This window comes from Lignipirellula cremea (genome assembly GCF_056501455.1).
On sequence record NZ_CM151415.1, the window covers coordinates 4196746 to 4221382 of the forward strand.

Sequence of the window (24637 nt, forward strand, 5' to 3'; positions counted from 1 at the left end):
GTCAGGGCGTTACTATCGGATCGGGTTCGACGGGAAGACTAGCGGTCCAGTCTCCGAATACTTCGCGGCGATAGATGCCTTGGGCAGAGATCACCTTGCGATACGGCCGGACCTTCTTCGTGAAGGCGTATGCTTCGCCAAGACCGTACTCGCCGCGATGCGGCGAAGCGCCGTAGGCTTCGGCCGGTGCAGGTGCGGAAGCATGCGAATAGCCGGCGGGAAGGGTCGCGGCCGTGACCGCCGAATCGTCCGCCGTGGAGGGAACGTACGAGACGTCGTCGCGACCGACCGCTTCGCCGGGAGTCACGGGTGCATTCGTCTCGTCGACCGGCACGTAAGCGATCGCGGATGCTGCTTGATAGGGGAAGTTGATCCTCAGCGCCACGACGCCCGCCTGAAACGACGGGTTGTCCTCGTCGCTGGCCGTCACGCTGTAGGGGCCGACTCCGTTGGACTTGATCTCTTCGACGACGGGTCGCCACTCGGAAATCGTTTCGACGCCGCTCGCGTCACGATTGCCGAAGCCGACGATCGGGATCAGGACCGTCAGGCCAGCGGGGCCTTCGACGACCGCGCCGGGATAGCGAACGACGTCCCGATCCGGGTCATAGGTGTAGAGCGGATAGAGCAGTCGATTGATCAGCGGCAGCGTCGCCGGGTCGGTCCCAAGCGGCACGATCAACTTCGTCTCGTCGTACAGACCGCTGTTCGCGAGGCTCTCGTCGAATGTCGCGTCCGGGGGAGCCGGGACGCGCGAGAGCTCCATCGCGGCGACATCCGCCGCCTGCTGCAGGACGTTCGCGCTGAAGAGCAGAAAGCAGACCGCCAGCGCGGCCGCGGTCGTGACCGTCGCGACGAAGGCGATGACGGCGAACTCCACGAGCGACTGCCCGCGCCGCCGCGACGGACATCTCGTGCGTACGGAGTTGCGGAGGAACATGAACGGCCGCCGGGAAGCCACTTGCGAATCGATTGCAAGAAGCATTCTAGTCCCGGCGGCGTGCTTCGCTCAAGCGATAAGCTTGCCGTCAGCGGCGAAGGGCCGGCGAAGGATCGTCGGCGGCGGCGACTTGCGACCGATCGCCGAGCCACCGGAGCGCCTCTTCGGACGATTTCAGGCTCGGATCGAGTTTCGCGGCCAATTCCAGTCGCTGCCGCGATTCTTCCAGGCGCCCGTGCCGTGCCAGCGCCACGCCCAGATTGTGCTGAGCCGCCGCCTTTCCGACCGCCTGTTCGAACAGCGCTTCGGCCTCGTCGTAGCGTTTCTGCTCGACGAGCGTCATCGCCAGATTGACGGTCGCCTTCTGGTGCTTCGGCGACGTCTCGACCGCCTTCCGCAGCGTCGTTTCCGCCTGCGAAAGATCGCCCCGAGAGTACAGAAAGTAGCCGTAGTCGCAGAGGAGATCGGCGTCGCTAGGAAAGCGAACGAGCGCCGCCTCGTATTCCCGCTCCGCGGCGTCGAGCTTTCCCTGGCGATCGTAGAGCACGGCCAACCTGCGGCCGATCGTGCCGTCGGGATCGCCGCCGAACTTCCGGGCACGCTCGAACTGATCGATCGCGGCGGCTTCCGCTCCTCCGTCGGCAAGCGACGCAGCGGTCGCGCGGCAGACGTCCGCCTTCTCGCGGTCGCTCAACTGCCGCATCTGAGCATTCGCCAGATCAGGCGGCGTCGGCTTCGTCGAAAGCCACGACGACGTCGGCACGCTCGTCAGGCCGCAACCGACGTAGAGACTGAGCGTCGATATCGCGACGAGCCCGCAAAAGGAGCGGCGCCAACGCGAATCAAGAACGTGCATTTCGCCTAGCTCCTAGAAACCGGCTCCGCCGCCGAGGCCTCCGCCTCCCATCCCTCCGCCGAAACCTCCACCTCCGCCGCCCCCTCCGATGCCGATAGCCCCGCCGCCGCCCCGGTTCCCGCCCGCTCCGCCCTGGAGCAGTCGGCCGTAGACGACCGGAGCTTCGATTCCGCGGATCCCTACCGTCTCGACGGATGCCACGACGACGCGAGCCTCCGCGTCGATCACGCCGAGGTCGAGCAGGCGACGAACGACCTCCTGTCGACGGTAGCCATCGATTTCGCCGGCACGGGCGATGGCGGCGTCCATCGTTTCGCCGGGGCGTAATTCAGGCTTCGTCGCGTCGATCAACGCCAGTTCCGCGCGTTCCGTCAGAGCCATCGCGATGCGGGCTACATGCCTGCGACCTTCCGGCCCCAACTCGACGCCACCGTCGAACCATTCGTGGCGCCGAACGATGAACGCTTCGCGGCAGGCAGCGTCCGTCATCGCCGCTTGCCATCCTCGAACGTAGGTCCCTGGAGGCGTCGGGATCGCGCAAGGGGGAAGGTCGCAACCCCGCGGCCCGACCGGCGTCGCATAGGCGCCAGGTCCGGGCACGATTTCCGCCGGACACGTCGGGCAACCGGCGTAGGGACGGACGTCGCGGGAATACGGCGGCACGTCCAAGGCGGTCGGCGGAGCCACGGAGATCGTCTGGCTGCCGTCGATAGCCTCCGCGACGACGGGAGGCGGAGCCTGTCCCGAAGCGACTGCCGCGCAGAGCGCGAACGGCGACAGCGAAGCTACGATCGAGAGCCGTTTCGCAGGCGACGACCGATGATCCATCCGTACCGAAGTTCGGACTCTTAGCGGGGGCATAGCTTTCCGTCCGAATGACCCGGCTGACCGATGATGTAGCACTGTTCCAGGTGACGGTACGACGCCGCCTTCCCGATGTCGGTCCGCGCGGGCGTGCGGAAGTCCTCGGGGTAATGCCCTTCGATTCGCCCCAGCACGTAGTACTCGAAGTCGCTCGGCTCGTAGAGGTCCGACCCCGGCAGCGGGCATTGCACGCCGGGGGCCAGCGGCGACGCCAGGACCGGGGTGACGAGCACGATCAGTTCCTGCTCGTCATACGTGAAGCCGTCGCTCGAGAAGAGTCGCCCCAGCACGGGTACGTCTCCCAGGAAGGGGACGCGGCTCGATTGTCCGCCGTAGTTGTTCTGGATAAGGCCGGCGATCGCCAGCGTCTCGCCGCTGCGCAGTTCGACCGTCGTCCGGAAGTTTCGCGAGTTCAAGCCCGGAACTTGCGAACCGCCGCCGCCGCCCCCGCCGCCGATGTTCGTTCCGAGCGCTTCGTCGCGCGTGCTGACGGTCGCCTGAAGTTGCAGTCGGACCCGATCGCGATCCGTGATCACGGGCAGGAAATTGAGTTGGACGCCGAACGGGACGAACTCCACGCCCTGCAGACCGGCGTCGGTGAAGCCGGTGATCTGCGGGACGGGGAACTGCCCTCCCACCTGAAAGTCAGCCGACTGACCGTTCAGGGTTACGAGATTCGGCTCGGCGAGCGATCGCGCCAGGTTCATCGTCTTGAGCGCGTTGATCGCCAGGTCGAAGTCGCCCCGGTTGATCGTAAAGTTGCCGCCCGACGAGGGGACGCCGATGTCGACGCTCGGAAGAAGCGACATGAACCCGACCGAGTCGCCGCTGAGGTTCACCTCCGCGCCGATCGCGCGAATCGCGCTGCGGTTCACTTCCGCCACAGTCACCTTCAGCATCACCTGCTGAACGCCGGCGACCTCGAGCAGATTGACGATTCGGGAATTGACGCGCGCCGCATTGACGCCCGACTGATTCTGCCCCTGAAGAAGTCCGGAGAGACCGCCGGCCTGCTCGATCGCGTCGGGACCTACGCCTCCGAGCAGGAGATCGCCGGGCGGAACCTGGTCGGCGTCGTTCTGACCCGGCAGGCTGCGACTGACGATGCGCAGGATCTGCGTCGCCTCTTCGACGTCTCTTGCTTCGCCGCGGACGACGACCTGGGAGCCGACGAACGACAGACGAACCGCGCTGTCGGGAAAGGTTCGGTTGATCTCGCTTTCGAGCGCGGCGAGCATCGCTTCCATGCGACGGCTTCGGTCGGGATCGTCGAAGACCCGCACGAGGTAGCTCAGGACTTCCTCGCCTCCCGGCGCTTCCGGATTGCGGAACCAGAAGTTGATCGTCGTCGTTCCCTGCGTGCGGCCGACGATAGAGTACTGCGATTCGTCGACGTTGACGGCGTCGGCGATCTGGCTGTCCGCGACCTGGTCACGGAAAGGCGGCGTACGGAAGCGAAGCAAAATCGGCCGACCGACGACCAGTTCCAGAACGCTATCGGCCTCGACCTGATCGACGACGTAACGCTCGGCTGCGACGCTCGGCCGCGGAGACGCGCCAGTCTGAGGACCGTAGACCGGCGTTCGAGTCTGTGCGGGCGGAGTCGGCGGAGCGTATCCCTGCAGCGCCGCTGGCGTGGATGACGGCATCGCCGGCAATCGCTGCGAGCCTCGCGGCGCTGTCGGCGGGTCGACCGGAGCGGCGAAGTTCGCCGGCGGAAGCTGGGCCACGTAGGGCGTCGTCGATGCGGGAAAGCTGAAGGCGTCGGCCTGCGTCGGAGCCGGCGCTTCGACAGGGCCGCTCCATCCGAACGCGGTCGGCGGGGAAGGCGTCAGTCCGGCATCCTGTGCTTTGATAGCGGTCACGGCCGCCATCGCGACGAGACAGACCGTCGCGACAGCCGTTTGCCGGGCGCGTCGGCGATCGCGAAGGGACGCCTGCCGCGAGTCGAACTCGTGGAATTGGCGACGGTTTGATCGCATCGGAGCGCAGGCCATGCGGGCGCGAAGGTTCACTCGTAGAGGATGTATCGGTCGAAACGGCCCTCCCGCATTCGCCGGTTCTTCAGAAAATGCGAACGGTTTGCATTTAGGTCGGTATAGGCGCTAGCTGCCAGCCCCTAAGCGAGCCATTCACGCAGCGATCGAGGGAGCTGCGCCCCGCTGACGCCCGAAAGGCGAAGCTGCGAACCGACGATCGGAAGATTTGATCCTGCCGGAACTTCAAGCGCGGCCCACGCCTTTCGCGAGGGCGCCGCAAGACGCCAGGGGCGAACCGAGCGCGACAGGTCGACCACGCCCCCCTGCCGGTCGAGCCAAACGACGTCGATCGGAAATCGAAGAAAGCAAGTATGGATGCTGGGGCAGGGCGCCAGCAGAAGCCCGCTTTCCGTAGGAAAGCTCCGTCGAAACTGAAGTCCCAATAGTCTTCGAGCGAAAGTCGCGGCCAGTTCGACGCGTTCGACGACCGTAGCTCCTGAGGCGCTGTCGGAGAGACGTGGTAGCGTTTTCTTCACGGCGCGGCGCCTGACTGCTGCAGAAATCGATCGAGCGTTTGCACGATCTGGTAGGCGGTCGGTCCGATCGCGGCGACCATGACTCCCGGAAGGAAACAGACGATCAACGGTAGAAGCAGTTTGACGGGAATCGCTATCGCCATCGCGAGCGCCCGTTCGCGGCGCCGACTTCGCAGATCCTCCGCCTGCGTACGAAGCGTCTGCGCCAGCCCGCCGCCGACCTGTTCCGATTGGATCACGGCGGAGGCGAAGATCGAGAACCACGTGACGTCCACGCGTTCGGAGAGCCTTCGCAGCGAATCGACGCGCGAACGTCCCGCGAGCACGTCGACCAGAAAGATCCGCAGGTCCTGGGCGAGCGGGCGACGGGCCGGCTGAGTCTCCAGAATCCGAGTCAGCGCCGCGTCGAAGCCGAAGCCCGCCTCCGCCAGAGCGGCGAGCAGATCGAGCGTGATCGGCAGGTCCTGTTCGACGCTCGTTACGCGATTGCGCCGACTCGCTCGCACGACCAGAGCCGGGAGCGACGTCAGCAACGCGCCGGCGAGCCAGGGACTCGCCCAGACGAACGGGAGGAACACCTCGCCGACTCCGCCGGGAACCAGATAGAGCAAATTGGCGGCGGCATCGACCGCCCCCACGGCGTACGTCGCGGCCCCGAACATGATGCCGACGAGAAAGCAAACGCCCGTCAGCACGAGAAACGTCGTCGGCGCGCTGCGCGAGCGAAAGCCGGCGCGGTAGAGCTTCCATCCGAGCCAGGAGCGCCGGGAGTCCGGCGTCGCGCGCGAGTCCGCCTCCGCCTCTTCCTCCGGCGTGAGCCGACGGCGGACGCGTGACTTCGCCCACCACAAACGCAGGAGCACGCCGATCCCGGCGAAGGTGCCGAGCCAGACGACGCCGAGAATCAGGAAGACAGCGCGGGGATCGATCGCGGCGAGCGTCATCAGAACCTCGCCCGGCTGATCTGCGCGATCCAGAAGATGCCGACCCCTTGAAGCGCGATGGCTCCCGCGACGAGCGACTGGCCGACCACGCTTCCGAGAAATCCGCTCATCCGTTCGGGATCGTTTCGCCACATGAGCGCGGCAATGAAGTAGGTAACGACCATGATCGTCACGACCGACAGCCGGGCCTGGACGGTCATGGCGTCGAGCCGGCGGGAGATCTCGATCCGGTCGCGGACCGTCCGTCCCACGTTGGCCAGCGTCGGCGCCAGGCGACCGCCCGTCTCCCAGTTGACGGCCAGCGCCGTCGCGAAGATCCGCACCGTCTCTAGCGGGAGTCGCTCGGCAAGCCCCAGCATGGCTTGATCCGGCGCTTCGCCGTAGCGGATGCGCGAGACCACGTCCTGAAGCTCTTCGCGGAGCGGCATCGCCACGTTCGCGGCGGCCGAGTCGAGCGCGGCGAGCAGACTCGCCCCCGCCTTCACGGCTGCGACGGCCATATCGAGCGCGTCGGCGAGTTGCGATTCGATTCGCCGCAGACGCATCGCGTGCCACGTCTGCTCGACCTGCCACCCGACCAGACCGACCAGCGTCGCCAGCGCGGCCGCGTACGGCCAGGGAATGCCGACGACGAAGTATAGAGCGAGTCCGAACAGCGCCGCGACGACGATCGCGACCCAGTAGTAGCGTCGGATGCGCGACCGGCGCGGCAGCGTCGGCGGTTCGTCGGAGTCGAGATCGTCATCGGCGGCGAGCCGCTCTCGCGCAATGCGTCGCTGCCTCGCTCGATCGAGCAGCCACGCGGTGACTGCGAGAACGGCGACGACGAAAACGGCGAAAACGATCGCTATCCACATCGCAGGCGATTAGCTCGACTTCCGAAAGATTTCGAGGGGGAGGTCGATGCCCCGTTCGCGCAGATCCAGGGCCGCACGCGGAACGATTCCGGTCGCGGCGAAGACGCCTTCGACGCCGCGTGCCGACCCGCCTGTCTGGCGGAACGCGAAGATGTCCTGCAACTGCGGCGTGTTTTCTTCGAGACCGACGAGTTCCGTGATCCGCTCGACCCGTCGAACGCCGTCCTCGTATCGCCGCACCTGAACGATCACGTCGAGAGCCGACACGATCTGTTCCCGGATGGCGCGCGAAGGGAGCTCTGTTCCCGCCATCAGAACCATGGTTTCGAGGCGGCTGAGCGCGTCGCGGGGACTGTTGGAGTGGATGGTCGTCAGGCTTCCGTCGTGGCCTGTGTTCATCGCCTGGAGCATGTCGAGCGCTTCAGCTCCGCGAACTTCGCCGACGACGATGCGATCGGGTCGCATCCGGAGCGAATTGACCACCAGATCTCGCGTCGTGATTCGGCCTTGTCCTTCAAGATTGGCCGGTCGCGTCTCTTTGCGGATCACGTGCCGCTGATCGAGCGTCAGCTCGGCCGCGTCTTCGATCGTGATGATCCGCTCGGTCTCCGGGATCACCTCCGCGATCGCGCCGAGGAACGTCGACTTACCGGCGCCGGTGCCGCCCGAAATGAGCACGTTCTTTCGACCGCGTACGACATGGTCGAGAAAGACTGCCATCTCGTACGAAAACATGCCCAGACGCATTAGGTCGTCGCGGCGCAGGCGCTGGCGACCGAAACGTCTAATCGAGAGCGTCGGCCCGTCGATCGTGATCGGCGGAAGCGTCGCGTTTACGCGGCTTCCGTCGGGGAGGCGGGCGTCGACCATCGGCGTCGATTCGTCGATGCGACGACCGACCCTTGCGGCGATGCGTTGAATGATTCGTACGAGATGGTCGTCGTCGCGAAACCGGACATCGACCTGCTCCAGTCGCCCGAAGCGTTCGACGTAGACCAGGTCGTAGCGGTTGACGAGGATGTCCGTGATCGCCGGATCGCGCATGAGCGAAGAGAGCGGACCGACGCCGAGCGTCTCCTCCGTCAGATCGTCGGCCAGACGACTTCGCTCGGTCTGGTTGAGCGGGAGGTCTTCCTGCTCGAGCGCTCGCGCGACGAATTCGCGGACCTTCGCCGCGAGCCGCTCTTCCGATTCGCCCAGCAGATCCTGATCGTCAAGTTCGTCGAGCAGTCGCTGATGCAAGCGGCCCTTTACGGAGTGATAGGTGGCACGTCCTGACCCGGCGCCGGAGCGGTCGACGCCCTGCGTCAGTTCTCTCAAGTTGCCCGTGGAGCCGTTGCGCCGGACGCGTTCCGCCGGAACGGCGAAACGAACCTTGGCGAGACGCTCGCGCGAAGTTTCCTCGACCGGGAGGCGACGGGGATCGGCGGCGGGATCGGTCATCGCGACTCGCTCCCGCTGGGCACGGACCCGCCGACGAGTTCTTCGCCTGCGTACCGCGAACGCGCGGCCTGTCGTTCGATCTCGTCGACGATCGCGGAGATCCCCGACTCCAGCTTCGACCAGCGCAGGCGACTCATCGCGAAGGGTCTTCCGACGTTCGCGGCAGCGATCACGCGATTGTCGTAAGGAAGCATGAAGTCGATCTCCGCCCGCAATCGTTCCGCCACGTCGTCGAGCGCCGGGCTGGAAGAGGCCTTAAGAAAGCGGTTCACGACGATCCGCCGTCGATCGGCGGGATATTCCAGTCCGTCCATCAGTTTCAGAAGCTTCGCCACGCCGAGCGCCGTCGGCACGACGTTGTCCAGCACGACGAACGCCAGATCGGAAACGTCCAGAATCGCCATGATCGAGCGATCGAAGACGGGGAACGTGTCGACCACGACGTACTCGTATTCTCGCCTGGCCAGAGCCAGCGTCCGGCAGAGAAGGTCTTCGTCGACCTCCGCTGCGGCGATCGCGTCGGGGGGCGCCGCGAGCAGGTCGAGGCCGCTCTCGTGCGGCACGGCAAGCTGACGAAGGAGCGTCCCGTCGAGGCGGTCCCGCTCTCGCGCCGCATCGAGCAGCGACGTCGTCGGTCGCACGTCGAGCAGGCTGTGGCAGACGCCCATCTGCAGCGACGCGTCCACGAGCAGCACGCCGTCGGGATGCCGCTGAGCGAGCCGCACCGCGGAGTTCGTCGCGAGGGTCGACTTGCCGACGCCTCCTTTGTTGCTGACGAACGAGACGATCGGCGCCACGCGATCGTCGCGACGACGCGTTCCTTCGTTATGAAAGCGCTTCAGAATTTCGATCAGGTCGGGCGATGCCGCGGGACGGCGCAGAAAATCCTTGGCGCCGCAGCGGACCGCTTCGATGAGCGCCGCGGATCGGACGCGCGCGTCGAGCCCCTCGTCCCGTTCGTCGGGAAGGTAGGCGCCGATGACGACGGTGTCGGGCGTCGCGGCCTGGACTTCCTGCGCGAAAGCTTTGAACGCGTGCAGGCCGCGGTCCATGTTCACGATCGCGAAGTGCGGTCGCCGATTCCGCAGCGATTCGATCGCCCGAGGCAGATCGGGCGCGAGAATCACGACCGGGCGATCCTCGCCCATGCGTGCGATCGAGTCCTCGATCTCCGCGCCCAGGCGGGGGTCGGAGGAATCGACGAGAACGTATTGAGCCATGGAAGAAGTCGCCTGATAAGTCGTGACGCCGATCGACGCTCGATGCGGAGAGGGAAAGATCGTCGATCAGGGAGAGGGGGTGTCGCTGGCGGGGACGCGGCGGACCCAGGTCTGGCTCGTTTTCTGGCCGTCGCGAAGATGCTCGACGACGTGCGTCTTCAGCGAGGGCGGCTCGGCGACCAGTCGCGCCTCGTCCAGCGTTCCGGGACGGCCCGAATAGCCGGTCGCGACGATCGTCATTCCATGCGCAAGGGCCTCGCTGATCTTCCTCACCTCGTCAGGCCGAACTGCGAGCGTGTAGCGGGAAGCGGAAGTTTCGTAAGGTTCCGCCTCGTTCACCCGACGCGTTCCGCGCGAGACGACTCCGGCCGCGTCGATCGTGGAGTAATCGTCGACCGTCGTCGCCGGGCGAAAGCGGGTCACGGCGACGCTCTCTTCCAGGTCGACCACCAGAGCTTCGCCTGCAATCACTCGAACGTCGGTCGGCTTGAGCGCGCCCGCGAGCGCTCCGTCGCCGCCGTCGACGACGATGCTGCCGTCGATCGAAAGGGGAGCGTACGCCAGCAGGGTCAATCGATCGCCGCGTCGGAACCCGGCGAGGCCGCTCGCCTGCGTCGTGTCGAGGTTGACGCTCCGCATCGCCGCCGGCACGCCGCCGGCGGAACCTTCGGTCGTCCCTTCCAACGCGAGATCGTTCTCGCGAACGGCTCGCCCCAGTTCGATCGGTTGGGCGGTGACGCGATCGAGAAGGTCGCTGACCTCCGTCCGCCACTCCGGCGAGACCTTCTCCTTCGGGAAGTAGAAGTAACGAACCTTGCCCGTCGCCGGGTCGAGGAAGTCTTCGACGGCAAGTCGCCGGTACGCTTCCACGCGACGCACCGTGACGGGCACGGCGATCATCGCGTCATCGGCATTCGCGGCGGCGTCGGAATCGGGTTCGATCGGAGCCTGGTAGCTGGAGAGGGCGATCTCGAAATCGTTCTCCGTTTTTTCGGTCGGCGAGTCATCATTCGTATCGCCTGGCGGCGCGGGGACGGCGTACTGCGAGACAGCCGAAGCCCGAAGCTGGTCCGCGCTGTCGATCAATTGCGCGAAGGTCTCGACTTCGTCGGCGGGAACGGCGACCGCCGCGTCCTCGGTCTCTTCGCGAACGTCGAGCAGCGTCGCTTCGCTCACCGCGCGGCGAACGCCGAGTCGCAGCATGCGATCGACCTTCTCGTCCTCCGGACTAAGTCGTCCGCCGACCAGCGACGCCCATTCCGTCGCAGCAGCGGTCGGCGTGAGGTTCTGCGGAAGGGTCGCGAAGACCGCGAACCGGTCGCCGCGGGAGAGATCGTCGAGCCCCTGGATCCGATCTTTGGGAACGACGATCGTCCGCGTTCCCTCCGGCGCCGCGGCGGCGAGACCGGGGCGAGCTCCCTTAGGAAGGAACATCGATTCCTCGAACGGCGCGCCCGCCGGAACGTCGTCCTTCAAGACGCGTCCGAGAAGGTCGGATAGCGACACGACCCACGCGGAAGAAAGCTTTTCGGGCGGAAAATAGTAGACGTTCAGTTTGCCGCTGATCGGGTCGGCGAGGTCTTCCTGAGCGATCGCCGAATAGGCGTGCAGCGGACGGACCGCGACGGGAACGGCGACCATTCCTTCGAGCGAAACCTTCGGCTCGGCGCTCTCTGCGTCGGGCCTGCCGCTGCGAGCGACGCAGAAGATCGGCACGTCGAGCGCCAGCGCTTCGGCGAGGGGGGCGATCTCGTCGGGAGCGACCGCGATCGTCGCGACGGTTTCGGTCGTCGTGCGGCGGGAACCGGACGGGGGCACCGTGAGCCCTTCGATCCCAGCGGTCGACTGCGTCTTCCCCTGCGTGAGCGCGACCATCGCGGCGCCCGACGCGAGCGGACGCACGCCGGCCTGTCGCGCGAACTGACCCGCCTGAGCGTCCGGCGGCTTGATCCCCCCGAGCAGCGCGGCGAGTTCGACGTTCGACATCGGCTTCTCTTCGTCCGCCTGTCCCAAGGCAGCAAACAGATCGAACGTATCTCCCTGACGCAGCAGGTCGAGCCCGTCGATCTCCTGCGTCGCCACGGTGAACGACCGCTTGCCCGCCGGCACGCCGGCAGCGAGTCCCGGCCGGGTACCGATGGGGAAAAAATCGCTTTCGGAGAAGACGAGATTCGGCGCCTTATCGCGCGATGCCACGCGTCCCACGATCTTCGACAAGTCGCGAACGACCGTCGACTCGAGCTTCTCGTCGATCCAGATGACGTGCAGTTGTCGCGTCTGCGGATTGATAAGATCGTCGCGCGTGATCTTGGCATACGACGCGATCGGGCGTGAGGTCGCCGGGCATGCGATCAGACCTTCGCGCGAGGGCTTCGCAGGGGCGACGTCGAATGCGCCAGTCGCGTAGAGACCGGCGACCGTTCCGCCGGCAGCGAGCAGCAACAGGACGACGGCTCCGCCGATCAGTAGCGGCGCGCCGACTCCGCGGCTGCGCGAGGATCGTGATCGCATGGGAGGCGGAGGAGTCTTAGAGAAATCGAGGAAGGAGATAACTGAACGCAGCTTGCAGCGCGAGCCCGGCCGCGATGGCGGGAGCGTAGGCGTAGTCCGCCTTGCCTCGCGCCTTCGCGACGATGGCGAGAGCCGCTCCGAAGAGCGCCGTCCAGAGGAGCGTCATCAGGAGCCCGGCGGGGCCGAGCCAGATGCCGAGGGCGACGATCAGTTTCGCGTCGCCTCCGCCGAACTTGAACACGAGTCCCGCGACGAGCGCGATCGCAAGTCCGGTCGCTACGCCGAGCGCCGCCGCCGTCCACGTCAGCGGCCAGACGCCGCCGAGAATCGCGATCGCCCCGGCCGCCAGTAGCGCAAGAGGAATCCAGTCCGGGATCTCTCGCGTCCGCAAGTCGAAGGCGCTCGCGACGATCAGCGCCGCGAACGGAGCCAGGATGACGACTTCAGGAGGCACTTCGAGACGTCTCTTAATGAACGGAATGAACCCCCGGCGCCGAGGTGACGCCGAGGGTCGCTTGTTCGTCGTACAAAACAAACTCGCTCGTCCCGCGACTACGGGGTGAGGTCAGCCGCTTCGACCGAAAGCGCATCAGCGCCGGGGATACCGACATTGCCGGCGATCGAGCCCGGAGTCGCCGTGTCGAGATAGACGACGCCGTTGGTGTCCTGGAGAGTGTTCACCAGCTTGCCGCTGACGATCGGTCCGTTGTCGTCCGCGTGAGCGCCCGGAAGTGCGGCGGCCGTGATCGCGAGCAGGTCGTTGGCCTTGTGACCCAGGATCGCGACGGCGACGAGGCAGACCAGCGCGATGCCGCCGACGAGGATGCCGTACTCGACCAGACCCTGGCCCTTCTTGTTGCGGAACAGCTTCAGCACGTTCTTCATCTTGAGGTAACCTTCACATAGGAACAGGAAACAGTTCGCTGCCTCATCGGCAGCACGGAGAGTCGCGCCGCGAGACTCCGTCATGGAATCCCAGCGCCATGGAAAACTCGGCAGCGAGATGAGCCGCCGGGGCGAGCAGGTCCACCGCCCGTCTGGTGCGCGGCCTCCTGATAGGAGGCAGACGCCTTATCGAGCCGCTCGATCGGTAGCCGGGCCCTGGCTATCGATGCGAGTCGACGCGCATTCGAGAGCGATCGTTTCGAGCGTGCGCATGCAGCGCCGCCCGGGATCGACTCTTGATCGCAGAGAGAAGCTGTCCGAAACTGCCGACGTGCACCGCGCACGCGAAGCCTCGAGCAGGCTCTAGCAGCAGCGCCGGTCAGCCGGCGGTCCCCGACAGCGTCGGGTGTGGATCGACGCATGCGGCGTCGAAGCAGGGAGCGATTCGAGCGTTGCGACGATCGAATCGAACTCGGGCGCTTCCCCAAGTTCAGGCGACGCCCAGACGAAGCTCTTGAACAGGCTGCAGAGCAGGCAGGATTCGCCGCAGGTTCCCGCTCGAAGTTCGGGGCGATCGGTCGACGATTGCTTCGAGACTACGTCCGTCTTCGCGGCATGCGCGTGGCCGTGACCGCACGCGGAATGCCGATGCTCGTGACCGTCGCAGGACGAGCGACTTGCGTTATCGCAGCAACTCGTCGACGCGCAATCATGCTCCAAACCGGGCACCGCATGGAGCGCCGGCAGGAACGCTGCGACCAGCACAGCGACGATCGCCGCGTAAGCCGCTTGAAGATGATTGCGAACGGACAGCATCGAAAACTCGGTATTGCGAACTTGCAATCGGATTGTAAAAAGGTGGATGGCAGGTGCAAGACAGAAGTCGCGGTTTCTTCGAAAATTCGCATTCGATCGCTTCGACCGCGTTGTTCGGAGCGATCGAGGAGACGGCTTCGTTCACCTTTGAACGACGCGTGATGTATGCCGGCCCGCGCCGAAATCCTGTCGCCCATCTCCTCCGCCAGCCATGTCGCAACCTGATCGCGAAGAGGGAGCCGAGGGGCCGAACGCCTCTGCCTGGCGGCTTACCCTTCCCGGCGAGGCGAAGCTTCTTGCCAGGCGGCTCAACGAACGGGGCCTGCGTGCGACGCCGCCCCGGCTGGCAGTGTTTCGCTTGCTGGACTCCGCGCCCTTCCTGACGACGCACGCCGAACTGGCGAAGGCCCTGCGAGACCGCCGCATCGACCAGTCGACCGTCTACCGGGCGCTCAACGAGTTCGTCGCGGCAGGGCTCGCCCGCCGGATCGCGTTCGGCGACTCGATCTGGCGATACGAGGCCGTTGACGCGGATAGCAAGAGCCAGGTTGCGGCGCTCCGGCGGTACTTCCTCTGCGCCGACTGCGACACCGCCTTCCGACTTCCCGACCTGGAGGTCACTGCCGAAGTGCAGACGTCGGTCGGCTTCGTCGACGAAGCCGTGTTCAGAGGCCGCTGCCGCGACTGCTGCGAGCTCCCGACGACCTAACGCCTCTCGGCGGCGCCCGCCGGCTCGATCACGAATAGAAACTCGTTGGGTTCGTCGGCGGTGACTACTCTTTCCAGCCCCGACGTGTCGAACCGTCGGTAGCGGGCGTGAGGCACGCGGACGGGGTGCGAATGCTTGGCTGCGACGGCGGCCGTATCGGGAGGCAGCAGCATCATCACGCTGACCAGGTGCGTTCCCGGGACGGCCCCCACGCGATCGTCCGTATGCAGCGTGAAACGCCCCTCCTCGCCGAGCGAGGCCCTGGCGGTCGGCCCGCCATCCGTCGGTGCGAACTCGATGACGCCCGTCGTTAGCGGCGTGCCGTCGGTATAGAGCACGACGCCGGTGACGGGCGCGAGACCGTCGCCGCTGCAGCCTTGAGCTGCGGCGATCACGACTGCGAATACCAGGCACAGTCCGAACCGAATCACGGCGCCTCCTGAACTCAATAGCCCGGAATCGGTTGCCCATCGGCGCGGTTGCATAGGCGCTCCAGCGTGAGCGTGCTGATCGTGGTCGGAATCGCAGCGACGTGACCGTCGCAGAAGGCGAATTGCACCACGCCCGGATGAACGCTTCCGAACGCGTAGAGTCCCATCCCGTCGACCGAATCCCGGGGTCCTCGGGCGAGCGGCACGCCGGGTCCGCCTACGCGGGACATGTAGTAGAACGCCGAACCGTCGAACATCGGACCGTCGTCAGGCGCCTGAAGCATTTTGTCTAACTGAACATGCCGCTCTCCGACGATCGTGGTATGCGACAGTCCGTCGAGAACGTCGGCAGGGCGGATGCGGTCCTTCCAGTTCACCGCACGATCGCCGTCGCAATCGCCCCGGCTGGTGATGAGGACTCCCGTGCCGTTTCCGCCCCAGTAGAGGTCGGTCGCTAGACCGCTGGAACCGGCAGAGAGGTCGCCGTGATTCCCTGCGTAATCGGTCACGGCTCCGCCCGGGATGTTCTTGGCGGGAAATACGCATCCGCACGACAAGACGATCTCGTCTCCCATCTGCGACGGCATGACTGCGGACGATGCGGACCGACGCGACGGGCAGACGTACGTCGAAAGGGCCGTCATGCGTGCGGCGTCGGCTTGCTCGGTCATCGGCAAGTCGATCTGCCACTGATCGTACGCGGGGTTCTGCTCCAGGTAAGGAAGGACCCGAACCATCCACGACGGATGGTTTCCGCCGCAGCTCTGGCCGTCGGGATCCCCGGGACGTTCGGCGATCCTGGCAGGCGGGTAGGCGCCTACGCTGTCGGAAAAGTTCGACAGCGCCAGGGCGATCTGCTTAAGGTTGTTCGTGCAATGGCTCCGGTTCGCTGCCTCGCGGGCCATTTGCACGGCTGGGAGGAGCAGCGCGATCAGCGTCCCGATGACGGCGATGACGACCAGCAGTTCGACGAGCGTGAATCCGCGTCGCATGGGATTTCGCATAGAAAACTCACGAACCGCCTGTGCGGCGAGTGCGACCTGCATCAAAACGACCGGCCGTTCAATCTAACGACCTGCGATCGTCTCCCGCCGATAGAGGGGCTGAAAACTTCGGAAATTGCGGTCGACGTTCCGCCGCGCGTCGCGGGCTGACTCTGTCCCGCGTCGTCCATTGCGTCGGATCAGAGGAAGCGTCAGAGAGGTTCAGGTTGCCCGATCACGAACAAGTTTCCATGAAGTCAAGAAACGTCCCTTGAGCGAAAGCGTCGGCCACTTACAATCGACTTGCATAAGGCAATTCGATGTTCTTCCCGGCAGCCATCCGATCGGTCCTCGCGCTCGCCGCCCTCGCGGCGATCGGGATCCCGACGTTTCTGCCGGCGCTGCATCTCCTGCCGGGGATGTCCCACGGCGACTGCGGGTGCGGCGGCCATCTCACCGTCGGCGATCCCGTCTACGACCGCGCGTCGTCGATCCCATCGCAAAACGACGCGTGCGGCGGCTGCGAACACGGGACCTGCGTCACGTCCGTCGACGAATGCTTCGCGGGACCTGTCGCGCGAGAGGGCTGGGTCGAACTGCGGACCGCCGCCGATTCGGACTGCCTGCTTTGCGCTCTGTTCGCGAGTTTCGTGCTGTCGCAGCCGGAACAGGGCTGCGTTCTCCCGACGATCGACGTCGTCGCCGTGCAGGAACTTCCTGCGTCGGCGCCGGTCGAATTCGATCTTCGCTCGGCCGCCTGCCGCGGACCGCCCGCCGTCGTCTGATTCCGCTATGCAGATGACGAACTGCGCCGCCTGACCGTCGGATCGCTTCCGAGTCCCGGTCGCTTGCCCCTCGCCCGCGTCTCGACTTCGTTACCTCGACGGCTCCTTTTTGAGCGTCGATGAACGACGAGCGAGCGCCGTGCGATGCCCGCGACGCCGCGCAGTTCGCGTCCGATTCGTCCGGAACTTCGACGATCGACGGGAACGTTCCATGAGCCTGCACTCCTGTACGCGCGCGACGTCGAGACCGCCTACCGCCGGCTACGAGACGCGTATGCGGCGCCCACGTATTCGATCGCTCATCATCCTCGTTAGGCGCCGAAGGCGTTCCTGCGATCTGTGAGCGAACGCACGTTCGATGGGGCTAAGCCGTCGCGACAAGAAACGTCCATCTCTCCGATACGAAGAGATCCTCAGCTTCGGCAGAAACGACGAGATTTCTCAGTGATCGCTCATACCCACGAGGTTACGCTCGGACTCGCCTTCGGCTTGGGAGCTTTGCACGCTCTCGAGCCGGGCCATGGCAAGACGGCGATGCTGGTTTACTTGGGAGGCGAGCGCAGGACCTGGATTCATCCGCTCGTCATCGGTCTGTCCAGCGCGGTCTCGCACTCCGTCTCGTTGATCGGAGTCGCCGCGGCGGTGCATCTGACGCATCACCTGGTCACCGGCGATCACGAGCATGAGAACGACGTGATCACGGGAGCGATGCAACTCGTCAGCGCGTCGTTGGTCATCGGCGTCGGATTCTGGATGATGTGGTCCGCCTCGCGGGCGAAGCCGCGATGCAGTTGCGCCGGCCATCAGCATCGCTGCGGCGAGAAGCGGGCCGAATCCGATCGAACGCAGATTCGAACGAGCTACTCGATGAGCGCCTTGCTAGGAGTCGCCTTCGGCCTGTTGCCCTGTCCGTCCGCGATGGCGGCCTACTTCTCCAGCATGTCGACGGGAGCGCCGGTCGCCGCGTACGCCGTCATCGGTCTGTTCGCCGCCGGCATCGCGACGTCCCTCACCCTGCTCGGGGTCTTCATTCAGACGTTCGGCAACAGGTTCGTTCGTCCTCAGTCCTGGTTCGGCAAGCTCCCGTGGCCCCAGATTCACGCAGGACTGGTGGTCTTCGTCGGGATGTTCTACGTCGTTCGGGTGTTGTTCACGTAGACCGGCCGCCGCGACAGCGATGCTCAGCGGCCGCTCGACAGGGCATAGTCGTCCGTCGCTCGCCCAAGCTGCTCTGCCGTGCTCTGTCGGAGCGCCGCTATCGGTTCAACAGCGTCGCTGAAGGCCCTGGTCTGTATGCGTCGAGGGCTTCGACGTCCCCATCCTCCGCCCACTCTTCAGGTCGCGACAACGAGGCGACGCTCGCTGAGCGAACAGGCGAACGCGATTCCGCAGGCCACTACGGTCCAGACGACCGTCGCGAGCGAGGAGCCGTATCCCGGCCACAGGTCGAGGGTCAAGACGGCGCGCCACAGGCAAAGGTGAAGCGCTGCCGCGAAGAACGCCAGAAGGCCAGGCGATGCGACAGGCACGGCGGGCCGGAGCGTCGAGATCGCGCGCGACGCGAGCGCCGCCCCCAGCGTAAGAAGTGCAATCGAGAGGGCCGATCTCCAGTCCAGAAACAGACCCGCGATCAGGAGCGCCGCACCGACATTCAGCGAGTCCTGCGACTTGCTGCCCGAAAGCAGGTCTCCCAAACCTCCGGCTACAGCGACGCCTCCGGCGATCGCCGTCGCGAATAGCACGGAAACGGCGAGCGAGCGAACGCTCGCCACGTACGACCCGTCCGAAGAGACCATCGCGGGTGCGTTCATCGCGAGGGTCTCGGGCCAGAGAACCTGTCCCGCAACGGCGACCGCGATCGCTCCGGCGAGGAGCGAGACAGGAACCCGCTGTCGGTGCGTCGCGATCAGTCCGATCGCGAGCAGCACGAACAGCATCGCTACATGGTAGGCATAGAGGCCGACCATGTCCCACTTCGTGTAGAAGATGATCCAGACGAACCCGGTGTTGAAGTATCGCGGACCGTCGGGCAGATTCGCTCCTCCCGAGAGCAGTTCGACGAAGAGGAGCAAGACGCAGGCAAGTCCGAACGTCGCCTCGACGGTGGGGTAACGAGCCGAGATGGGCAGCCGACACGTACGACAGCGGCCTCCCAGCCGAACCCAGCCGAATACGGGGACGTTGTCGTACCGGCCGATGGGAGTTCCGCATCGTGGGCATTTCGAGCCGCCGAGGAGCGAGCGGCCCTGAGGCAGGCGATAGACGACGACGTTAAGGAAGCTTCCCAGCGACGCTCCGAAGAAGAAGACGACCCCGGTCACGACAAGTTGAACCGTAGCGATCTGCAGGCGATCGGCGGCAGACAGTTCGACAGATTCGCCGGCAGCGAGATTCTGGGGCCCAGAATCGAAGGCCAGTCTCCACGCAGGAACTACGAAAAGCTGGACGGCGAGCCAACCTCCGAGGAGCGCCGCGAGCGACACGAACCAGACTCTCTTGCCTCGCATAAATCGGTTACTTCCGTTTACGCAGAACAGCGCGCAGATCGAGCAGAAAAAGGAGCGACAAAGCGACGGCCTCGGTCGCCGGCGCTTCGCGACCGACGGACGCAGTGCATGCGACTGCCAGGGCGAACGACAATATGGTGGTCGCGAGATGCCCCTCGAAGGCCCCCAGCATCCGCAGGCCCAGCCAGAGAGCCGCCGTCGCTCTTAAACATAGAAAGTAGTCGGGAGGGTATTGAAGCAGTAGGAGCGCCGCGCTGCCGAAGCTCAATAGGGCGGCGATATGTCGAAGCGTATCGACGACCGGCGACGTCCCCAATTCTTCAGGGAAGAGAGAGGAGGAGCGCTCTTCCAGCGGCGGCGCGGTCATGGGGGGCTCGTCTCGAATCTCGCGAAGAATTCGTCTGCGTTTCGAGACAGACTCGCCCAAGTCTCCGCCATCTCGTCCGCCGGAACGATCTGTCGGTCTCGCCATCCTTCGAGACTCGCCTCCCGCAACTTCCTGCCGTAACGACGCCTCACCAGCTTTTCGTATTCGGCGATCCAAGAGAAGGTGCGCGCCGCAAGATCGAACGCGACATTGCGATCGACGCGGCTCCGAGGGCGCCTGAGCGTCGGCAGGTCCTCGAACGCCCAAGGACGCCGGTCCAGCCGCGGCTTCCGCGTCAGGAGCAGACAGAATTTGGCACGCGGAATGAACAGTCCGCCGGCGCGCCGGTCCAGAAACAGTATGCCGAAGCCTCGCGGAAGGACTTGGACGCCAGGGCTGACGCGGGCGACGTAAACGCTGGAGCAGTCATTCTGAGATGCCGGCGGCGGGTAACGACGGTAGCCGAACCTGACGAAGAGATTTCGTTCAGGATCGGACACGTCTCGTCCCCAGCACCAAAGCTGCTGACCGAGAAGTCTTTCGATGAAGACGTCGGGCGGGAGACCGACGTCTTCAAAAAGGCGCTCGATCGGGAGCCGCTTCGAGGCAGTCGCCATTTCCGATCCTCGCTGACTCACGCTGAACCGAAGAGACGGACCAGCGCGTAGCCGCCCCAGGCGAGCGCAAGGGTGCAGACCGCTGCAAAGGCGCACTGGCGAACGAGAAGCGTCAGCGCGAACCGGACGCTCTTTTCGCGAGCGATCGTCCACGCCGTGACGAGGCAGGGGACGGCAGTGCCGGCGAAATAGACGGCGGCCAAAGCCTGAACCGGCGACAGCGCCGCGGCGGACCGCTCGTCAGCCAGCAGAAAGATCCCGTCTTTGCGGATCGCCGAAAGCAAGATCGGCAGCGTCGTCTCCGACGGAAGGCCGAACGCTTCCATGGCCGGCGCGAGGCGACTCGATACCGCCTCCAGCACGCCGGACCAGGCCAGCGCCGAGGCGAACACGCAGATCGCGAAGAAGATCGGGATCGCCTGAACGAGAAACTGTCGAACCGCGCCGCTCGCGTCTCGCCATACGGAGCGCAACGAAGGCAGTCGAAGAAACGGACGTGACCGGGACGTCAGCACGTTCAGCGGATCGCGAGCCTCTTTCGTCGAGACCAGCCGCACGAACAGCAAGGCGGTGAAAACGAGATAGGCCAGGTAGATCGCCGCGAGCAGCGTGGGCGAGATGTCGTTGGCGGCTCCGACGACCGACAGCACGGCCAGCGTCGCCGGAAGCTGGTAGGAGCACGCCGACCCGTAGGAGATCGCCGCGATCGCCGCTCCCCGCGAACAACTCGAACAGGCTCGGGTGGAGATCACTGCAGGCACGTTGCAGCCGAACCCCATCGCCGCCCGAACCAGATCGCGTCCCGTCAGGCCGAAGGGGCGAACCAGAGGGTGGACCGCGACGTTGATTCGCTCGATCAGTCCCGTCGTCTTGTAGACGGCCAGCGCGAGCGCGAAGAACAGGACCGTCGGCAAGGCCCACACGAGCAGAAAGGGTCCCATGTTCAGGAGGCCGTAGCCGAACCCTTCGGCCTCCGCAGTCAGAACGACCTGCAAAGGGGTCGGAAGGTTGGCGTTCGCCCACGCGATGACGGGATCGACGATCGCCTGCGCGAGCGGATGAAGGAGTTCGGCGATTCGGTTAGCCCCGAAGACGGCCAGCAGAGCGGGGGCCGCAAGCAACGCGATGCCGAGCGCGGGTCCGACGACAGGGCGCTCGAAGATTCCAGGTTTCGGTTCGATTCTCCATCCGGCACGCACGGTCAGCGACGCCCGCTGGAAGCTACGCGGCGCCGCGAGCGCCTGCTTCAAACGCTCCCGCGTCGGAGCGTCGAGCCGGGTCGCGTCGAGCGGAACGAAGTCGACGCCGCAGTTCGCCGAAAGCCGCTCGATCGCCTCGATCGCGGCTTCTCCAAGCTGCACCTTGTCCCAGAACGTCACGGCGACGACGCCCCGTTTCCCGACGACGAGCGGAAGCAGATCCGCCAGGTCTTCGTCGAGCGACGTCGCACGGACGACCAAGAGCGTCGTCTCGACAGAACCAAGCGCCGCCAGCGCGCGCCTGGTCGTCTCGGCGTCGGAGTCGCGTACGATTCCAGGTGCGTCGTGAACTGTGAAGGATCCGTCGCGGGAAACGTAACGCTCCACCTCGACCGTCGAGCCGCGGAAGTTCGCGGAGCGGGACGGGCGACCCGTCAGCGCCGCGGCGAGTTCCGACTTTCCCGAAGACTCTTTCCCGACCGTGAGAACGACTGCTGCGGCCGGGGCGCACATCGTCGCGTGCTCCGGCGAAGCGGTCGCGATAGCGCCCGCGTTCAGAGATTCGTCACCAGGTTCTCGCTGCATCGATCGTTTCCTCGATTGGCCTTAACACGCGCACTCTTCGCCGCAACACGACAGATCGTCGAGATACATTCCCCACTGCCGGTACATCTCCAGATCCTTCGCCTCCAGGCCGAGACGCGTGGCAACGGCTTTGGCGACGACCGCGAACCGCTGGCGGAACTTGAAAATGAAACAGAAGACGTGGCGATCGTGCCGCACGGAAGGGCCGACCAGAAACAGGCCCGGCATCCGCGTCGATTCGTCGTCGTTCGTCAGGCGCGGAAAGCCGTCCTCGCGCGGTTCCAGCAGCGGACCGAGGCTGCGATAGCCCCCCTCGAAGCCGACCGCAGCGATCGGCGCACGAGCCGACGTCCAGGTTCGCCCGTCTCGCGAGGTCGCGACGAACGTTTGTCCCTGGCGTTCGACGGCGATCACGTCCGCGTCGCCGACCAACTGAAGCCGGTCAGGTCGGATCTTTCGAGCGAGTTCGAGCCGTTCGTAGGTAACGGTCGAAAGGGAGAGACTCGGGTCGGACGACGATTCTTCCCATTTCGGCGAGCGAGCCAGTACGGTCACGCGTTTGCCAGCTTCTGCGAGCCGCAGCGCTCCGTCGAGACCGCTCTCGTACCCGCCGACGAAGAGCCGCTCGTCGCCGTCGAGGGCGCCCCACGACGTAACCTGCGAGCTATGCAGACAGAGTTCCGCTCCGGGAAACGACGCGGTGCGCGGGTACTGAAACTCCCCGGTCGCCCAGACGACGAAGCGAGCCTGCACTTCCCCGTTCGACGTATCGACGCGAAATCGAGAACCGTCCGGAACGCAGGAGCGAACGTCCGTTCCCTCCTGCAACGGCAGCTCGAAGTACTTCGCGGCCGCGCGAAGGTACGAGGCATACTCTCTGCCGCTCGGATGCTGGCGGCGAAGCGAATGGGCCGGCGACGTACCGACGGCGACGGCGTTCAGATCGAGCATCCCGACCGAGTTCGTCGCGAACGAGGGGGTGATGAAGCGCATCTCCGACGGCCAGCGCTCGAACGACGCGCCCACGCGATCCCGATCGACGACCAGCAGCTTCTTGACGCCCGCATGCTGAAGCGCCACGCCGACGCCGATTCCCGCGGCTCCCCCGCCGACGACGAGGACGTCGACTTTCTTGCCTCTAAACATCGAGCGCCCTCGGCGGCGAGTTCTTTCCCGCTACGTCCTCTAACGCCGTCTCTCCCCCGGCGTGCTTAGCTGAGTCCTCCGACTGCTGCGCGTCGCTGTCTTCTTCGGCCGCTTCGCCGCTCTCGAACGGGAGCGGATCGAGGTACGTGGCCCAGACTTGCGGTCCTTCGGCGAACTCTTCGTCGGTCAGCAGACACGCATCGAGGATGCCGCGAGTCCGCGCGTGGTCCATGTGCAGGCCGATGATCGCCAACTCCTGCCGTCGATCGCCGAACGGCTCCTCCCAGACGTGCTCGGTTTCCGCGCGAAGCTCCGGATCGTCAGGAAGCTCCGCTTCATCGGTAGCAGCCCACCACCGTCCGGCGAATTCGAGTCCGAGGGAAACGCCCGCTTGCGACCACTCGTAAGCTTCGTCGTGCCGCGACGCGATCCAACAGAAACCCTTCGAGCGGACGACGTCGCGAAACAGCGCGTCGTCGTCCTCGAAAGCAGCCGCCAATCTCTCGGGATGAAAGGGGCGGCGGGCGCGGAAGACGAAGCTGGAGATTCCGTATTCCTCGGTCTCCGGCTGTTCGGATCCTCTGGGAACTTCGAGCCAGCCAGGAGCCGCGGCAGCCGCTTCAGGATCGAACAGGCCCGTTCCCAAAACCTTGCGGGGGTCGATCTCGCCTCGAACGGCGTGCAGAATGCGGGCGGCGGGATTGAGTCGCTCGATCAGGCGCTCGACGGAGCCTAGTTTTTCCGGCGTGACGAGGTCGCACTTGTTGAGGACGATGACGTTGGCGAACTCGACCTGGTCGATCAACAGATCGACGACGTTTCGCACGTCCGTCTCGTCGAGGCCGAGGCCCCGATCGACGAGACCGTCCCAGGAGGCCGTCTCTTCGAGAAACTGCGACGCATCGACGACCGTGACGAGCGTGTCGAGGCGGGCGACATCGCCCAGCGAAGCGCCGTCTTCGTCGGCGAACGTGAAGGTCTCCGCGACCGGCATTGGTTCGGAGATGCCAGTCGACTCGATCAGCAGGTAGTCGAACCGTCCCTCCCGAGCGAGCTTCGCAACCTCGACCAGCAGGTCTTCGCGAAGGGTGCAGCAAATGCACCCGTTCGTCATTTCGATCAAACGCTCATCCGCTCGCTGAAGCGCAGCTTCGCCGCCGCGAACGAGCGCGGCGTCGATGTTGACTTCGCTCATGTCGTTCACGATTACGGCGACCCGCGACTCGCCTCGATCGCGAAGCAATCGGTTCAATAGCGTCGTCTTCCCAGCGCCTAGAAAGCCGGAAAGAACGGTAACGGGCAGCTTCGGCATCGGGAAGGCTCCTGCAATTGGATTGCACCATTCTGCATGCGTGCAATTCATTTGCAAGATGGGGCTGCCGACAGTCCGCGTCGCGATAATGCGTGACGAAAGGTTGAAGGCTGCTAATTCGAGGCTCGTTCGCACCCGCGTGCTG

23 protein-coding genes are annotated in these 24637 nt (G+C 65.4%); 3 read left to right on the forward strand and 20 right to left on the reverse strand.

The genetic code is table 11. The annotated features are described in order from the left end of the window. Position 1 precedes the first annotated feature (1 nt). The 13 genes from SH602x_RS16445 to SH602x_RS16505 form a co-directional block, all read right to left on the reverse strand. A complete protein-coding gene (locus SH602x_RS16445; RefSeq protein ID WP_479473342.1) occupies positions 2-880 on the reverse strand; it encodes a hypothetical protein in 879 nt (292 codons plus the stop codon). 148 nt (positions 881-1028) lie between these two features. Next, positions 1029-1796 (reverse strand): tetratricopeptide repeat protein, encoded by a 768-nt coding sequence (locus SH602x_RS16450; protein ID WP_479473343.1) that lies wholly within the window; start codon positions 1794-1796, stop codon positions 1029-1031. A 12-nt stretch (positions 1797-1808) separates the two neighbouring features. Further along, entirely contained in the window at positions 1809-2624 is an 816-nt protein-coding gene (locus SH602x_RS16455; protein ID WP_479473344.1) for a hypothetical protein, read from the reverse strand. Positions 2625-2644: 20 nt separating this feature from the next. Next, positions 2645-4525 (reverse strand): type II and III secretion system protein family protein, encoded by a 1881-nt coding sequence (locus SH602x_RS16460; RefSeq protein ID WP_479473345.1) that lies wholly within the window; start codon positions 4523-4525, stop codon positions 2645-2647. A gap of 254 nt (positions 4526-4779) precedes the next feature. Beyond that, positions 4780-5175, reverse strand: coding sequence for a DUF192 domain-containing protein (locus tag SH602x_RS16465; protein ID WP_479473346.1), 396 nt, complete (start codon positions 5173-5175; stop codon positions 4780-4782). Then, on the reverse strand, positions 5172-6119 hold the full coding sequence (locus SH602x_RS16470) for a type II secretion system F family protein (protein ID WP_479473347.1): 948 nt from the start codon (positions 6117-6119) through the stop codon (positions 5172-5174). The genes SH602x_RS16465 and SH602x_RS16470 overlap by 4 nt, the downstream gene beginning before the upstream one ends. Then, positions 6119-6976, reverse strand: coding sequence for a type II secretion system F family protein (locus tag SH602x_RS16475; protein ID WP_479473348.1), 858 nt, complete (start codon positions 6974-6976; stop codon positions 6119-6121). The genes SH602x_RS16470 and SH602x_RS16475 overlap by 1 nt, the downstream gene beginning before the upstream one ends. A 9-nt stretch (positions 6977-6985) precedes the next feature. Further along, a complete protein-coding gene (locus SH602x_RS16480; protein WP_479473349.1) occupies positions 6986-8419 on the reverse strand; it encodes a TadA family conjugal transfer-associated ATPase in 1434 nt (477 codons plus the stop codon). After that, positions 8416-9639, reverse strand: a complete 1224-nt coding sequence (locus SH602x_RS16485; RefSeq protein ID WP_479473350.1) for a CpaE/TadZ family protein — start codon at positions 9637-9639, stop codon at positions 8416-8418. The genes SH602x_RS16480 and SH602x_RS16485 overlap by 4 nt, the downstream gene beginning before the upstream one ends. Positions 9640-9705: 66 nt before the next feature. After that, complete coding sequence (locus SH602x_RS16490) at positions 9706-12150, reverse strand: hypothetical protein (protein WP_479473351.1); 2445 nt, start codon at positions 12148-12150, stop codon at positions 9706-9708. Positions 12151-12166: 16 nt separating this feature from the next. Beyond that, on the reverse strand, positions 12167-12604 hold the full coding sequence (locus SH602x_RS16495) for a prepilin peptidase (protein WP_479473352.1): 438 nt from the start codon (positions 12602-12604) through the stop codon (positions 12167-12169). A 98-nt stretch (positions 12605-12702) separates the two neighbouring features. Next, positions 12703-13035 (reverse strand): Flp family type IVb pilin, encoded by a 333-nt coding sequence (locus tag SH602x_RS16500; protein ID WP_479473353.1) that lies wholly within the window; start codon positions 13033-13035, stop codon positions 12703-12705. 363 nt (positions 13036-13398) lie between these two features. Then, positions 13399-13851 (reverse strand): hypothetical protein, encoded by a 453-nt coding sequence (locus SH602x_RS16505; RefSeq protein ID WP_479473354.1) that lies wholly within the window; start codon positions 13849-13851, stop codon positions 13399-13401. Positions 13852-14062: 211 nt separating this feature from the next. On the opposite strand from SH602x_RS16505, the gene SH602x_RS16510 reads away from it, so the two are divergent. Continuing rightward, positions 14063-14560, forward strand: coding sequence for a Fur family transcriptional regulator (locus SH602x_RS16510; RefSeq protein WP_479473355.1), 498 nt, complete (start codon positions 14063-14065; stop codon positions 14558-14560). On the opposite strand, the gene SH602x_RS16515 is transcribed toward SH602x_RS16510, so the two are convergent. Beyond that, the gene (locus SH602x_RS16515) at positions 14557-14991 is read right to left on the reverse strand and encodes a hypothetical protein (protein ID WP_479473356.1); all 435 of its coding nucleotides are present in this window, start codon (positions 14989-14991) and stop codon (positions 14557-14559) included. The two genes, SH602x_RS16510 and SH602x_RS16515, sit on opposite strands and share 4 nt — an antisense overlap. Positions 14992-15005: 14 nt before the next feature. Further along, complete coding sequence (locus SH602x_RS16520) at positions 15006-15983, reverse strand: DUF1559 family PulG-like putative transporter (protein ID WP_479473357.1); 978 nt, start codon at positions 15981-15983, stop codon at positions 15006-15008. A gap of 311 nt (positions 15984-16294) precedes the next feature. Here SH602x_RS16520 and SH602x_RS16525 point away from each other — a divergent pair, with 311 nt between their 5' ends. Together SH602x_RS16525 and SH602x_RS16530 are read left to right on the forward strand one after the other, a co-directional pair. Continuing rightward, on the forward strand, positions 16295-16759 hold the full coding sequence (locus SH602x_RS16525; protein WP_479473358.1) for a hypothetical protein: 465 nt from the start codon (positions 16295-16297) through the stop codon (positions 16757-16759). A 444-nt stretch (positions 16760-17203) separates the two neighbouring features. Further along, positions 17204-17917 carry a HoxN/HupN/NixA family nickel/cobalt transporter gene (locus tag SH602x_RS16530; protein WP_479473359.1) on the forward strand — a complete coding sequence of 238 codons (714 nt, stop codon included), beginning with the start codon at positions 17204-17206 and terminating at the stop codon, positions 17915-17917. 176 nt (positions 17918-18093) lie between these two features. On the opposite strand, the gene SH602x_RS16535 is transcribed toward SH602x_RS16530, so the two are convergent. The 5 genes from SH602x_RS16535 to SH602x_RS16555 all read right to left on the reverse strand — a co-directional run bounded on the left by SH602x_RS16535 (position 18094) and on the right by SH602x_RS16555 (position 24492). Further along, positions 18094-19266 carry a prepilin peptidase gene (locus SH602x_RS16535; RefSeq protein WP_479473360.1) on the reverse strand — a complete coding sequence of 391 codons (1173 nt, stop codon included), beginning with the start codon at positions 19264-19266 and terminating at the stop codon, positions 18094-18096. A gap of 7 nt (positions 19267-19273) precedes the next feature. Beyond that, the gene (locus SH602x_RS16540; protein WP_479473361.1) at positions 19274-19633 is read right to left on the reverse strand and encodes a hypothetical protein; all 360 of its coding nucleotides are present in this window, start codon (positions 19631-19633) and stop codon (positions 19274-19276) included. Positions 19634-20267: 634 nt separating this feature from the next. Further along, positions 20268-22034, reverse strand: a complete 1767-nt coding sequence (locus SH602x_RS16545) for a nucleoside recognition domain-containing protein (protein WP_479473362.1) — start codon at positions 22032-22034, stop codon at positions 20268-20270. Between the two features lie 21 nt (positions 22035-22055). Then, entirely contained in the window at positions 22056-23180 is a 1125-nt protein-coding gene (locus tag SH602x_RS16550; protein ID WP_479473363.1) for an NAD(P)/FAD-dependent oxidoreductase, read from the reverse strand. Next, complete coding sequence (locus SH602x_RS16555; RefSeq protein WP_479473364.1) at positions 23173-24492, reverse strand: GTP-binding protein; 1320 nt, start codon at positions 24490-24492, stop codon at positions 23173-23175. The genes SH602x_RS16550 and SH602x_RS16555 overlap by 8 nt, the downstream gene beginning before the upstream one ends. Positions 24493-24637 lie beyond the last annotated feature (145 nt).